The organism is Halomonas sp. CKK8 (assembly GCF_029625235.1).
In the GTDB taxonomy this organism is placed as follows: Bacteria; Pseudomonadota; Gammaproteobacteria; order Pseudomonadales; family Halomonadaceae; genus Halomonas; species Halomonas ventosae.
Genome location: NZ_CP121193.1, coordinates 201,124 through 213,810, shown reverse-complemented (window position 1 = coordinate 213,810; position 12,687 = coordinate 201,124). Strand labels below are relative to the sequence as shown.

The window sequence follows — 12,687 nt, the reverse complement described above, 5'->3', positions numbered from 1 at the left end:
ATGGGACTCGCCAAGCGCATCATTCCGTGCCTGGACGTCGACGCCGGCCGCGTGGTCAAGGGCGTCAACTTCATCGGCATCCGCGACGCCGGTGACCCGGTGGAGATCGCCCAGCGCTACAACCAGCAGGGCGCCGACGAGATCACCTTCCTGGACATCACGGCGAGCCACGAGGACCGCGACACCACGGTGGAGATGGTCGAGCGCATCGCCGGCGAGGTATTCATCCCGCTCACCGTGGGCGGCGGCATCCGCACCTGCGACGACATCCGCACCATGCTCAACGCCGGCGCCGACAAGGTTTCGATCAACACCGCCGCGGTGACCAATCCCGACTTCGTGCACGAGGCCGCCGAGCGTTTCGGCAGCCAGTGCATCGTGGTGGCCATCGATGCCAAGAAGGTCTCCGGGGAAGGCGAGCCGGAGCGCTGGGAGATCTTCACCCACGGCGGACGCCGCCCCACCGGGCTGGATGCCGTGGAGTGGGCGAAGAAGATGGTGGCCTACGGTGCCGGCGAGCTGCTGCTGACCAGCATGGACCGCGACGGCACCAAGGCCGGCTTCGACCTGGGCGTGACCCGCGCCATTGCCGACGCGGTGAGCGTGCCGGTGATCGCCTCCGGCGGGGTCGGCACCCTCGGCCACCTGGTCGAGGGCGTCATCGAGGGCGGTGCCGACGCGGTGCTGGCGGCCAGCATCTTCCACTTCGGCGAGTACACCATCCCCGAGGCCAAGCGCTACATGGCGGAGCATGGAATCGAGATGCGCCTGTAAGCAAATGAGGGGCTCACCATTTGGCGAGCCCCTTGCATTCCGGCCGGCGTGGGCCTACTCCTCGACGGAGAGCCCCAGGTTGCTGACGCCATCGTTGCGCCCCAGCCGGCGCAACGCCTTGAGCGCCTCGCGATCCAGCGCTCCCGCCTCCACGCCCTCGAGCACCGCATCCTGGAAGTCGTTCTCGTCCGCCATCAGCGGATGGTCGCGCATCAGGGCGGCCAGCCGCGTGGCGTCCTCCTCGCCCTCGGTGAGCTCGATGTAGGCGCGCACCCCGCTGCGCGACGTACGGCTGACCTCCAGCACGGCCTCCGGGGCCTCGCCGCGCAGGGTGTCGAGCAGCGCCGAGAGGGCCACCACCGCCTCCAGGGCACGCCGCGCCCCGAAGCTGTCATCCTCGGCGGGGGGCTCCAGCTCGGCGAGCTTCTCGGCCTGGCGGTCGAAGTCGATGCGCGCCTCCCTCACCGCCAGCTGCTCCCAGACCAGATCCAGGATCACCCTGATGCCATGCGGGTCGCCCTGGCCGGTGGTCTCGGCATAGAGGCGGTAGTTGGGCAGCAGCCGCTCGCAAAGCGCCGCCATGAAGGCCTGCTGGCGTCGCGGGTCGAGCTGCTGCAGGCGGTGGAAGAAGCCGCTCATGGAGTCTCCTTGGCGTTGGGGTTGTCTCAGGGCCAGAGGCGATCTTTCGCTACCCGCCCATGGGGATCGAAGAGCACGCCTTCGGCGACCAGCCGCCGGCGCTGCTCCTCGGCCCCGCCGTGATCGGCCAGCTTGCGGGAAGCGGTGATGACCCGGAACCAGGGCAGGCCGTGGCCAGCGGGCAGCTCGCGCAGGGCCCGTGCCACCAGGCGCGGCGTGGCGCCGTCGGTCATCGCCGCGATGCGCCCGTAGCTGGTCACCCGGCCGGGCGGGATCTCGGCCAGGATGGTCAGTATCTGTTCCCGCAGCTCCGGCTTCATGTACCCTTGCGCTCCGTCCCGTCCGTCACCCGGCATTCCATCAAGGCGAGGCCCGCATGCACGTTCACCTTCTCCAGCACAGCCCCCACCAGGGACCGGCCCGCATCGCCGACTGGCTTGCCAGCATGGGCCACAGCCACACCGTCTTCCACCTCGATGAGGGGGAGCTGCCGCCGCGACTGGCCGATGGCGATGCGCTGATCGTGCTCGACGGCCCCGAGGGCAGCCTCGAGGAGGGCCAATGCCCCTGGCTCAGGGGCGAGCGCAAGCTGATCCACCAGGCGCTGAACGCCAACAAGCCGCTGCTGGGAATCGGCTTCGGCGCCCGCCTGATCGCCGAGGCGCTGGGGGCGGTGGTGGCCCGTGGCACCGTGGCCGAGACCGGCTGGCACCGGGTGGATCTCGCCCCGCTGAGCCCCGTCGACCTGCCCGACACCTTCGAGGCCTTCATGTGGCACCGCGAGGTCTTCGCGCTGCCCGACTATGCCCTGGCGCTGGGCCGCAGCGAGGCCAGCCCGCTGCAGGGCTTCACCTGGGACGATGGCCGGGTGGTGGCCCTGCTCTGCCACCTGGAGGCCACCGCCGCCAGCGTCACCGCCCTGCTCGACCACCAGGCGGCGCCCGAGGGCAGCGAGACCAGCCCCCATGCCCAGGACCGGGCGGCCATGCTCGACGACCCGAAGCGCTTCGACCGGCTGGCCCCGCTGCTCGACCGCCTGCTCAGCCAGTGGCTGGGCAGCACCGCTCAGGGATGATGGCTCAGGCCGACTGAGGCTGAAGCAGGCCGTTCCGGCGCGCCTCGGCGGACCACTCCCTGGCGACCTGCAGGCAGCTCTCCCAGTCGCCGACGTGGAGAAAGTGGCGTTCGGGGTGCTTCTCCAGCTGGTGGCGATAGAGCGGGTCGTAGTATTCGGTCAGCAGCGGGGCCAGCCAGGCCTCATGGGCCTGGCGATTGCCCCGTTCATGCTCGCGGAAGGCGAGCGCCTGCAGGCGCTGCAGGCGTGCCAGGCGCTCGCTGCCCAGGCGCTTGCGCAGCCGGCCCAGGGCGGTGGCGAGCTGCTTGCGCATCAGCGCCCAGCCCAGCCAGTCGCCGAACTGACGACGATGGACCTCCCAGAGGTCGTCGATGTAGTCCTTGCGGATCTGCGCCAGCCGCCAGTCCAGGGGCATCTCGATGCGGATGCGCGGCGCCGGCAGCATGCCTTCCCAGAAGCGCAGCGGAATGTTGGCCGCCCCGATGCGCCGGGACTCGTCCTCCACCACCAGCGGCCCGGGCAACTCCAGCAGGCGCAGCCCCATGGCATGTTCGAAGTCGATCTGGCTGGGCGCCGGCAACGGGTGGCGCCCGAAGGCCGAGCCCTTGTGACGGGCACAGCCCTCCAGGTCGAGGCCATTGTCCAGCGCCAGGATCAGCGGCGTCTTGGCACAGCCGGTGAGCCCCCCCACCACCAGCAGCGGCTGCTCGGCCGCGGCGTCGATGCGCGCACAGAGGGCCTGGCGCATCGCCTTCCAGCCGCCGCGGATACGCGGGCGCAGGATGCCGGCATCCGCCAGCCACTGCTGGGCGACCTGGGAGCGCAGCCCGCCGCGGAAGCAGTAGATGATGGCGTCGGGGTGCGCCGCGAGGAGCCGCTGCCAGGCGGCGACACGCGCCGCCTTGAGGCCGCCGCTGACCAGCCGCTCGCCCAGGGCGATGGCGGCGTCCTGGCCATGCGCCTTGTAGGCGATGCCCACGAGGTGGCGCTCCTCGTCGTCCATCAGCGGCAGGTTCACCGCCCCGGGCAGGGCGCCCTGGGCGAACTCCACCGGCGCACGGACATCGATCAGTACGCGCCCTTCCCGCAGCAGCGCGAGGTCAGGCTCGACCAGCGGCAGGCTCATCCACGCACCTCGATCAGCGCCGGCCCGCTGGCCTTGACGATCTCGCCGAAGGGCACGAGCTCGATACCGTGCTGGCGGCCGATGCGCTCCACATCGTCCTCCCAGGAGGGGTGCACCGAGAGCAGCAGGCCACCGGAGGTCTGCGGGTCGCAGAGCCACTGCCAGTGGGCCTCGTCCATCTGCGGCAGGCTCTCACCCAGTGCCTCGCGATTGCGCTTGGTGCCGCCGGGTACCGCGCCCTTACGGCGATAGGCCTCGGCCTCGGCGAGGCGCGGCAGGCGTCGGAAGTTGACCCGGGCGGCCACGCCACTGGCCGTGCAGATCTCGGCGAGGTGGCCCGCCAGGCCGAAGCCGGTGACGTCGGTCATGGCATGCACGCCCTTGACCTTGGCCAGCTCCATGCCGATGGCATTGGACTTGAGCATGGTCTCCCGCGCCACACCCTGGTGGCCGGGCTCGATCAGCCCCTGTTTCTCGGCCGTGGTCAGCAGGCCCACCCCCAGCGGCTTGGTAAGAAACAGCAGGTCGCCGGGCTTGGCGCCCTTGTTGAGCTTGAGGTGTTCGAGGTCGACGAGGCCATTGACCGCCAGGCCGAAGATCGGCTCGGGGGCGTCGATGGAGTGACCGCCGGCAAGCGCCAGGCCCAGCTCGCGGCACACCGCCTGGGCACCGGCCACCACGTCGCCGGCGACCTCGGCACCGAGCGTGTCCAGCGGCCAGCCGAGGATGCCCAGCGCCAGCACCGGCTTGCCGCCCATGGCATAGACGTCGCTGATGGCATTGATCGCCGCGATGCGGCCGAAGTCGAAGGGGTCGTCGACGATGGGCATGAAGAAGTCGGTGGTGGCGATCATGCCGCGGCCGTCGCCCAGGTCGTAGACGGCGGCGTCCTCGCGCCCCTGGTTGCCGACGATCAGCCGCGAGTGGCTGGCCCCGGGGCCCGCCTTGGCGAGGATGCCGTCGAGCACGTCGGGGGCGATCTTGCAGCCGCAGCCGGCGCCGTGGCTGTACTGGGTCAGGCGGATGGCGCTCATCTCGTTCTCCTTGGCATTCACTACCCGCATTCTACATCAGAGTGGGGGGCCTAGAGGGCGTCCAGGGCCTCGGCGAGCTTGTCCACGGCGACCACCTCCATGCCCTCGGGCGAGCGCTTGGGGGCATTGCCGCGGGGCACGATGGCCCGCGTGAAGCCGTGCTTGGCCGCCTCGACGATGCGCTCCTGGCCACTGGGTACCGGGCGGATCTCGCCGGAGAGCCCCACCTCGCCGAACACCACCAGCTCCCGGGGGAGCGGCCGGTTCTGCAGGCTGGAGACCACCGCCAGCAGCACCGCCAGGTCGGCGCTGGTCTCCAGCACCTTGACCCCGCCGACCACGTTGAGGAAGACATCCTGGTCCCCGGTGAACAGCCCGCCGTGGCGATGCAGCACCGCCAGCAGCATGGCCAGGCGGTTCTGGTCGAGGCCCACGGCGACGCGGCGCGGGTTGCCCAGCGCCGACTCGTCGAGCAGCGCCTGGACCTCCACGAGGATCGGCCGGGTGCCCTCCCAGACCACCATCACCAGGCTGCCGGCACTCTGCTCCTCGTTGCGCGAGAGGAAGATGGCACTGGGGTTCTTTACCTCCTTTAGGCCGTGCTCGAGCATGGCGAACACGCCGAGCTCGTTGACCGCGCCGAAGCGGTTCTTCTGCCCGCGCAGGGTACGAAAGCGGGAATCCGCCCCGCCCTCGAGCAGCAGCGAGGCATCGATCATGTGCTCCAGCACCTTGGGGCCAGCGAGGCTGCCGTCCTTGGTGACGTGTCCCACCAGCATCAGCACAGTATTGCTCTGCTTGGCGAAGCGGGTCAGGGCCGCGGCGGACTCGCGCACCTGGGCGACGCCTCCGGGGGCCGAGGCGATATCCTCCAGGTGCATGGTCTGGATGGAGTCGATGATCAGGATCTCGGGACGCTCGCGCTCGGCCACGGCAAGGATGGTCTCGATGCTGGTCTCGGCCAGCATCTTCAGGCCCTGTACCGGCAGCTGCAGGCGATGGGCGCGCATTGCCACCTGGGAGAGCGACTCCTCGCCGGTGACGTAGACCACCCGGCGGGACTGGGCCAGCTTGCAGGCGGTCTGCAGCAGCAGAGTCGACTTGCCGGCCCCGGGGTGCCCCCCGAGCAGCACCGCCGACCCCGGCACCAGGCCTCCGCCCAGCACCCGGTCGAACTCCGCGAAGGTGGAGGAGAGCCTGGGCACCTCGCTGAGGTCGACGCTGGCCAGGTCGACCACCTCGCGGGACAGGCCACCGGCGTAGCCGCCGCGCGCGGTCGAGGCAGCGCCCGTGGCGGCACCGGGCCGCGCCGCCGAGAGGCGGACCTCGCTCAGGGTATTCCATTCCTGGCAGCTGCTGCACTGCCCCTGCCACTTGCGGTACTCGGCACCACACTCGGTGCAGACGAAGGCGCTCTTCGCTTTGGCCATGCGGCTCTCTCTCTCCCACGGTCGGGGCCATCATTCCATCCGCCACGGCCCGATGGCATGCACGCAACGACAAGGGGCGACCCTGAGGGCCGCCCCGGTACTGCGCATTCAGACGGTTACAGGCGCTTGAGCTGCAGCATCTCGCTGTTCTGGAAGCGGCGCAGGTTGGGGTCGATCAGCTCGAGGGTCTGCTCATCGACACGCAGGAAGTAGTAGGTCTGCCCTTCGCCATCGGGCGTCAGCTCGTAGACGGTGGCGGTGGGATCCTGCTCCGTTCCCTCGAGGACCTCCCAGTTACCCGCGTAGTTCTCGTCCGGCGGGTTCTGGGGGTGCGCCCGATAGGAGGCCTCGAGGTCGAAGGTGCGCTCCTCGGTGGCACCCTGCTCCTCGCCGTTCAGGGTCACGTTCAGGTCGATGCCGTCGCAGTTGCGACACGGCAGGGTTCCCTGGTAGGTCGCCGTGGTCGCTTCCATCTCCGGGGCGGCGGCCTGGTCGGTGGGTCCGGCGGCGCAGCCGGCCAACAGGGCGGCCAGGGCGGTGCCGGCCAGCAAGGTCCTGATTTGCATTTGTGTCCTCCTAACCAATGGGCATGACGCCGTGATACACGGCAGCCTGAATGACAGCATAACCTCTCGTGTCCTCAGCGGACAGCCTCCCCGCCCTGCATCAGGCCAGCGGATAGACATGGGTGAAGATCAGTGCCAGCACCAGCGGCATGACGACCAGGCTGCCCAGGTTGCCGATCAGCACCAGCGAGGCCACCTTGTGGGGCTCCTGGCGATACTGCTCGGCCACCAGGTAGTTCAACACGGCCGGCGGCAGGGCGGCAAACACCCAGAGGGCCGCCGCCTGCAGGCCCGAGAGGCCGAGCCACCAGATCAGCGGCACGGCCAGTACCAGTCCCGAGAGCGGGCAGAGCACCGCCCCGAGCAGGCCGGTCTTCCAGTCGCCGAAGTCGATGTCCAGCATCCTCACGCCCAGGGCGAAGAGCATCAGCGGGATGCAGACTCCGCCCAGCATGTGCAGCGCCTCCAGGAACCAGCCCGGCAGGAGCACGCCGCCCAGGTTGACGGCGAGGCCCGCCAGGCTTGCCAGCACGATGGGCATGCGCAGCAGCCGCCACAGGGGAGTGTGCGGGCTGAGCATGTAGAGCCCCACCGAGAAGTGCAGCAGCATCTCGATGATGAACAGCACCACCGCCGCCGGCAGGGCCTTCTCGCCGAAGGCCAGCACCAGCAGGGGGATCCCCATGTTGCCGGAGTTGTTGAACATCATCGGCGGCAGGAAGGTCTTGGTCTCGAGCTTCAGCCACTTCGCCACCGGCCAGAGCACGAGCCCCGACCCCAGCACCACCACGGCCCCCGCCAGTGCCAGGCTCGCATAGTCCGCCAGGGGCGCCTGGCGGTCGGCGAGCACGGCGAACACCAGCATCGGCACGAAGAGCTCCATGTTGAGGGTGTTCAGGCCACGGATGTCCGGCGTACGGAAGCGGCCGTAAAGAGTCCCGCAGCCGGCGATCAGGAAGACGGGCAGCAGGGTGGCGAGGATCTGGGCGGTCATTACACGGGTCCGTAGGCAGCGAATGATCGATGGCGGCCCCCGAGACTAGCATGGCCGCGGCTTGCGCGGTCACGCCGCTCGGGTCACCATGACCAAAGTCCAATCCCCGAGCGAGTGACCATGAGCAAGTTCTGGAGCCCCGCCGTTCGTGAGCTGACCCCCTATGTCCCGGGTGAGCAGCCCCGCGAGCGCCTGATCAAGCTGAACACCAACGAGAACCCCTATCCGCCGGCCCCCGGCGTCGAGGCCGCCCTGCGCGACTTCCCCGCCGACCACCTGCGGCGCTATCCGGACCCGGAGTCCCGCGCCCTGCGCGCGGCCCTGGCGGAGGAGCTCGGGGTGGCGATGGAGCAGGTGTTCGTCGGCAACGGCTCCGACGAGGTGCTCGCCCTGGCCTTCCAGGCCTTCTTCCGCCAGGCACGCCCGCTGGAGATGCCGAGCATCTCCTACAGCTTCTATCCGGTCTACTGCCGCCTCTATGGCGTCGAGCGCCGCACCCACCCCCTTGACGCCCAGTGGCGCGTCGACCTCGATGCCTTCGGCCAGGATGCCGGCGGGGTGATCTTCGCCAACCCCAACGCCCCCACCGGCCATGGCCATGGACGCGAGGCGATCGCCGGGCTGCTGGAGCGGGTCTCCGAGGCGGTGGTGCTGGTCGACGAGGCCTACGTGGACTTCGGCGGCGAGAGTGCCGTGCCGCTGGTCGAGCGCTTCCCCAACCTGCTGGTCACCGGCACCTTCTCCAAGTCACGCAGCCTGGCCGGCCTGCGGCTCGGCTATGCGGTGGGCTCCCGCGAGCTGATCGAGGGGCTGGAGCGGGTCAAGGACTCCTTCAACTCCTACCCCGTGGACAGCCTGGCCAGCGCCCTGGGCATCGCCTCCCTGGCGGACCGCAAGCACTTCGAGGCCTGCCGCGAGGCGGTGATCACCACCCGCGAGCGTACCCGGGTGCGACTCGAGGCCCTGGGCTTCCAGGTGCTGCCCTCGCAGACCAACTTCGTGCTGGTCAGCCACCCGGAGTTCGATGCCGCCCAGCTCTTCGTGGGCCTGCGCGAACGCGGCGTGCTGGTGCGACACTTCAACACCGAGGTGCTGCGCGATCACCTGCGGATCTCCATCGGTACCGATGACGAGATGGACAGTCTTATCGAGGCGCTCGAGAGCCAGTGTCGCCAGGGCCACCCATGACCAGGGAACGTCCTCGACTGCCGCTTGCCAGCGTCCATCACGTGGCACTGATCACCGCCGACTATGACCGCGCCCGGCGCTTCTATCTCGAGGTGATGGATGCCGAGATCATCCAGGAGACCTGGCGAGCCGAACGGGAAAGCCACAAGCTGGACCTGCGCCTGCCCGGGGGTATCCAGCTGGAGCTGTTCTCCTTCCCCTCGCCGCCGCCACGTCCCAGCTACCCCGAAGCCTGCGGCCTTCGCCATCTCGCCCTGGCAACTCCGGACCTCGAGGCATGCATCGACCTGCTGAGGGCTCGGGGTGCCCAGCCGGAACCCATCCGGGTCGACGAGCTGACCGGCGCACGCTTCACCTTCCTGGCCGACCCCGATGGCACCCCGATCGAGCTGTACGAAGAACCCACGCCGTAACGGCGGCCATAAACGAGGAACCCCCAGCCTCAAACGAAGCCGGGGTTCCTGGAATGAAAAGACCCCGTGCTCTTTCGAACACGGGGTCTTCTCGAGATAGGTGCCTGACGATGACTCGGGCGGCGCTCCGCTACTCTCCAGGGGGAGGCCCTGACATCACGTCCGTTTGGCCGACGCACATGAAAAAACCCCGTGCTCGTTCGAACACGGGGTTTTCTCGGGATAGGTGCCTGACGATGATTGCGCCGGGCTCCGGCGGGCGGCGCTCCGCTACGCTTCATGGGGAGGCCCCCGGAACGACGAAACCCCGACCAATGGCCGGGGTTTCTGAATAAGTGCCTGACGATGACCTACTCTCGCATGGGGAGGCCCCACACTACCATCGGCGCTGAGCGGTTTCACTGCTGAGTTCGGCATGGGATCAGGTGGTTCCCGCACGCTATGGTCGTCAGGCGAAAAACGGTGAATCATGCTGACGATACGTCTCGTCGTATCCGTCATGTCGGTCGCCATCGGCAGACCGCTTGGGTGTTATATGGTCAAGCCTCACGGGCCATTAGTACCGGTTAGCTCAACGCCTTGCAGCGCTTCCACATCCGGCCTATCAACCAGCTGGTCTCGCTGGGCCCTTCAGGAGGCTCAAGGCCTCGGGGATGTCTCATCTTGAAGGGGGCTTCCCGCTTAGATGCTTTCAGCGGTTATCCCGTCCGCACATAGCTACCCGGCAATGCCACTGGCGTGACAACCGGAACACCAGAGGTGCGTCCACTCCGGTCCTCTCGTACTAGGAGCAGCACTTCTCAAACATCCAACGCCCACGGCAGATAGGGACCGAACTGTCTCACGACGTTCTAAACCCAGCTCGCGTACCACTTTAAATGGCGAACAGCCATACCCTTGGGACCGACTTCAGCCCCAGGATGTGATGAGCCGACATCGAGGTGCCAAACACCGCCGTCGATGTGAACTCTTGGGCGGTATCAGCCTGTTATCCCCGGAGTACCTTTTATCCGTTGAGCGATGGCCCTTCCATACAGAACCACCGGATCACTAGAACCTACTTTCGTACCTGCTCGACGTGTCTGTCTCGCAGTTAAGCACCCTTATGCTCTTGCACTCAATGCACGATTTCCAACCGTGCTGAGGGTACCTTCGTGCTCCTCCGTTACGCTTTGGGAGGAGACCGCCCCAGTCAAACTACCCACCACACACGGTCCTCGATCCGGATCACGGACCTGAGTTAGAACGCCAATGATGCCAGGCTGGTATTTCAAGGTTGGCTCCACCGTGGCTGGCGCCACGGTTTCCAAGCCTCCCAGCTATCCTACACAAGCAACATCAGCGTCCAGTGTGAAGCTATAGTAAAGGTTCACGGGGTCTTTCCGTCTAGCCGCGGGTACACAGCATCTTCACTGCGATTTCAATTTCACTGAGTCTCGGGTGGAGACAGCGTGGCCATCATTACGCCATTCGTGCAGGTCGGAACTTACCCGACAAGGAATTTCGCTACCTTAGGACCGTTATAGTTACGGCCGCCGTTTACCGGGGCTTCGATCAGGAGCTTCGCTTGCGCTAACACCATCACTTAACCTTCCGGCACCGGGCAGGCGTCACACCCTATACGTCCGCTTGCGCGTTTGCAGAGTGCTGTGTTTTTAATAAACAGTTGCAGCCACCTGGTATCTTCGACCGGTTCAGGCTCAGGGAGCAAGTCCCGTCACCCTAGTCCGGCGTGCCTTCTCCCGAAGTTACGGCACCATTTTGCCTAGTTCCTTCACCCGAGTTCTCTCAAGCGCCTGGGTATTCTCTACCTGACCACCTGTGTCGGTTTGGGGTACGGTCCCACTGTATCTGAAGCTTAGAGGCTTTTCCTGGAAGCGTGGCATCGATGACTTCCAGACCGTAGTCTGTTCGTCTCGTCTCTCGGCCTTGGGGAACCGGATTTGCCTGATTCCCCAGCCTACTGACTTTCACCAGGACAACCAACGCCTGGCTCACCTAGCCTTCTTCGTCCCCCCATCGCAATACAGTGAGGTACGGGAATATTGACCCGTTTCCCATCGACTACGCCTTTCGGCCTCGCCTTAGGGGCCGACTCACTCTGCTCCGATTAGCGTCGAACAGAAACCCTTGGTCTTCCGGCGGGGGAGTTTTTCACTCCCCTTGTCGTTACTCATGTCAGCATTCGCACTCGTGATACCTCCAGCAGACCTCTCGATCCACCTTCATCGGCTTACACGACGCTCCTCTACCGCTCGTCATTCGACGAACCCGTAGCTTCGGTACCTGGTTTGAGCCCCGTTACATCTTCCGCGCAGGCCGACTCGACTAGTGAGCTATTACGCTTTCTTTAAAGGATGGCTGCTTCTAAGCCAACCTCCTAGCTGTCTGAGCCTTCCCACATCGTTTCCCACTTAACCAGGATTTCGGGACCTTAGCTGACGGTCTGGGTTGTTTCCCTTTTCACAACGGACGTTAGCACCCGCTGTGTGTCTCCCACGCGTCACTCACCGGTATTCGGAGTTTGCCTCGGGTTGGTAAGTCGGGATGACCCCCTAGCCGAAACAGTGCTCTACCCCCGGCGGTGCTACGTGAGGCGCTACCTAAATAGCTTTCGAGGAGAACCAGCTATCTCCGGGCTTGATTAGCCTTTCACTCCGATCCACAAGTCATCCAAATCTTTTTCAACAGATCCTGGTTCGGTCCTCCAGTTGATGTTACTCAACCTTCAACCTGCTCATGGATAGATCGCCCGGTTTCGGGTCTATTCCCAGCGACTGGTCGCCCAGTTAAGACTCGCTTTCGCTACGCCTCCCCTATACGGTTAAGCTCGCCACTGAAAATAAGTCGCTGACCCATTATACAAAAGGTACGCGGTCACATGACATGCATGCTCCCACTGCTTGTACGCATACGGTTTCAGGATCTATTTCACTCCCCTCTCCGGGGTTCTTTTCGCCTTTCCCTCACGGTACTGGTTCACTATCGGTCAGCCAGGAGTATTTAGCCTTGGAGGATGGTCCCCCCGTCTTCAGTCAAGGTTTCTCGTGCCCCGACCTACTCGATTTCACGACACTCAGATTTCGGCTACGGGACTATCACCCGCTATGGTCAGGCTTCCCAGCCTGTTCGCCTATCAGTCGTGCCGCTTAAGGGCTACTCCCCGTTCGCTCGCCGCTACTGGGGGAATCTCGGTTGATTTCTTTTCCTCGGGGTACTGAGATGTTTCAGTTCCCCCGGTTCGCCTCCCAACACCTATGGATTCAGTGTGGGATACCCACGTTACCGTGGGTGGGTTTCCCCATTCAGAAATGCCCGGGTCACAGGTTGTTTGCCACCTCGCCGAGCCTTATCGCAGGCTTCCACGTCTTTCATCGCCTCTGGCTGCCTAGGCATCCACCGTATGCGCTTCATCGCTTGACCATATAACCCCAAGAGGTCTGGTCCG

The 12,687-nt window shown here is 65.9% G+C and carries 11 protein-coding genes and 2 rRNA genes; 4 read left to right on the top strand and 9 right to left on the bottom strand.

Annotation, left to right across the window (positions count from 1 at the left end; genetic code table 11):
* Positions 1–774 carry an imidazole glycerol phosphate synthase subunit HisF gene (gene hisF / locus P8934_RS01040; RefSeq protein WP_278032513.1) on the top strand — a complete coding sequence of 258 codons (774 nt, stop codon included), beginning with the start codon at positions 1–3 and terminating at the stop codon, positions 772–774.
* Between the two features lie 54 nt (positions 775–828).
* On the opposite strand, the gene P8934_RS01035 is transcribed toward hisF, so the two are convergent.
* Both P8934_RS01035 and P8934_RS01030 read right to left on the bottom strand, forming a co-directional pair.
* On the bottom strand, positions 829–1,413 hold the full coding sequence (locus P8934_RS01035) for a YjaG family protein (protein WP_278032512.1): 585 nt from the start codon (positions 1,411–1,413) through the stop codon (positions 829–831).
* Positions 1,414–1,439: 26 nt separating this feature from the next.
* The gene (locus tag P8934_RS01030) at positions 1,440–1,733 is read right to left on the bottom strand and encodes an MGMT family protein (protein WP_278032511.1); all 294 of its coding nucleotides are present in this window, start codon (positions 1,731–1,733) and stop codon (positions 1,440–1,442) included.
* A 56-nt stretch (positions 1,734–1,789) separates the two neighbouring features.
* Here P8934_RS01030 and P8934_RS01025 point away from each other — a divergent pair, with 56 nt between their 5' ends.
* Positions 1,790–2,488, top strand: coding sequence for a type 1 glutamine amidotransferase (locus P8934_RS01025; protein ID WP_278032510.1), 699 nt, complete (start codon positions 1,790–1,792; stop codon positions 2,486–2,488).
* Between the two features lie 4 nt (positions 2,489–2,492).
* On the opposite strand, the gene mnmH is transcribed toward P8934_RS01025, so the two are convergent.
* The 5 genes from mnmH to P8934_RS01000 form a co-directional block, all read right to left on the bottom strand.
* Positions 2,493–3,614, bottom strand: a complete 1,122-nt coding sequence (gene mnmH, locus P8934_RS01020; protein ID WP_278032509.1) for a tRNA 2-selenouridine(34) synthase MnmH — start codon at positions 3,612–3,614, stop codon at positions 2,493–2,495.
* A complete protein-coding gene (selD, locus tag P8934_RS01015; RefSeq protein ID WP_278032508.1) occupies positions 3,611–4,648 on the bottom strand; it encodes a selenide, water dikinase SelD in 1,038 nt (345 codons plus the stop codon). The genes mnmH and selD overlap by 4 nt, the downstream gene beginning before the upstream one ends.
* Positions 4,649–4,698: 50 nt before the next feature.
* The gene (gene radA / locus P8934_RS01010) at positions 4,699–6,078 is read right to left on the bottom strand and encodes a DNA repair protein RadA (protein WP_278032507.1); all 1,380 of its coding nucleotides are present in this window, start codon (positions 6,076–6,078) and stop codon (positions 4,699–4,701) included.
* Between the two features lie 116 nt (positions 6,079–6,194).
* The gene (locus P8934_RS01005) at positions 6,195–6,644 is read right to left on the bottom strand and encodes a copper resistance protein NlpE N-terminal domain-containing protein (protein WP_278032506.1); all 450 of its coding nucleotides are present in this window, start codon (positions 6,642–6,644) and stop codon (positions 6,195–6,197) included.
* Positions 6,645–6,744: 100 nt separating this feature from the next.
* Positions 6,745–7,638 (bottom strand): AEC family transporter, encoded by an 894-nt coding sequence (locus P8934_RS01000; RefSeq protein ID WP_278032505.1) that lies wholly within the window; start codon positions 7,636–7,638, stop codon positions 6,745–6,747.
* 120 nt (positions 7,639–7,758) lie between these two features.
* Between P8934_RS01000 and hisC the strand changes: the two genes are divergently transcribed.
* Complete coding sequence (hisC, locus tag P8934_RS00995; RefSeq protein WP_278032504.1) at positions 7,759–8,826, top strand: histidinol-phosphate transaminase; 1,068 nt, start codon at positions 7,759–7,761, stop codon at positions 8,824–8,826.
* Positions 8,823–9,239: a VOC family protein gene (locus tag P8934_RS00990; RefSeq protein ID WP_278032503.1), complete on the top strand. Its 417-nt coding sequence runs from the start codon at positions 8,823–8,825 to the stop codon at positions 9,237–9,239. Before hisC ends, P8934_RS00990 begins: the two co-directional genes overlap by 4 nt.
* Before the next feature lie 337 nt (positions 9,240–9,576).
* Here P8934_RS00990 and rrf read toward each other — a convergent pair.
* Positions 9,577–9,692: ribosomal RNA gene (gene rrf, locus P8934_RS00985) — 5S ribosomal RNA — on the bottom strand.
* Between the two features lie 82 nt (positions 9,693–9,774).
* Positions 9,775–12,662, bottom strand: a 23S ribosomal RNA gene (locus P8934_RS00980).
* Positions 12,663–12,687 lie beyond the last annotated feature (25 nt).

Coding starts and splice junctions, on each gene's coding strand:
- hisF (WP_278032513.1), top strand. CDS start 1: ATGGGACTCGCCAAGCGCATCATTCCGTGCCTGGACGTCGACGCCGGC.
- P8934_RS01035 (WP_278032512.1), bottom strand. CDS start 1,413: ATGAGCGGCTTCTTCCACCGCCTGCAGCAGCTCGACCCGCGACGCCAG.
- P8934_RS01030 (WP_278032511.1), bottom strand. CDS start 1,733: ATGAAGCCGGAGCTGCGGGAACAGATACTGACCATCCTGGCCGAGATC.
- P8934_RS01025 (WP_278032510.1), top strand. CDS start 1,790: ATGCACGTTCACCTTCTCCAGCACAGCCCCCACCAGGGACCGGCCCGC.
- mnmH (WP_278032509.1), bottom strand. CDS start 3,614: ATGAGCCTGCCGCTGGTCGAGCCTGACCTCGCGCTGCTGCGGGAAGGG.
- selD (WP_278032508.1), bottom strand. CDS start 4,648: ATGAGCGCCATCCGCCTGACCCAGTACAGCCACGGCGCCGGCTGCGGC.
- radA (WP_278032507.1), bottom strand. CDS start 6,078: ATGGCCAAAGCGAAGAGCGCCTTCGTCTGCACCGAGTGTGGTGCCGAG.
- P8934_RS01005 (WP_278032506.1), bottom strand. CDS start 6,644: ATGCAAATCAGGACCTTGCTGGCCGGCACCGCCCTGGCCGCCCTGTTG.
- P8934_RS01000 (WP_278032505.1), bottom strand. CDS start 7,638: ATGACCGCCCAGATCCTCGCCACCCTGCTGCCCGTCTTCCTGATCGCC.
- hisC (WP_278032504.1), top strand. CDS start 7,759: ATGAGCAAGTTCTGGAGCCCCGCCGTTCGTGAGCTGACCCCCTATGTC.
- P8934_RS00990 (WP_278032503.1), top strand. CDS start 8,823: ATGACCAGGGAACGTCCTCGACTGCCGCTTGCCAGCGTCCATCACGTG.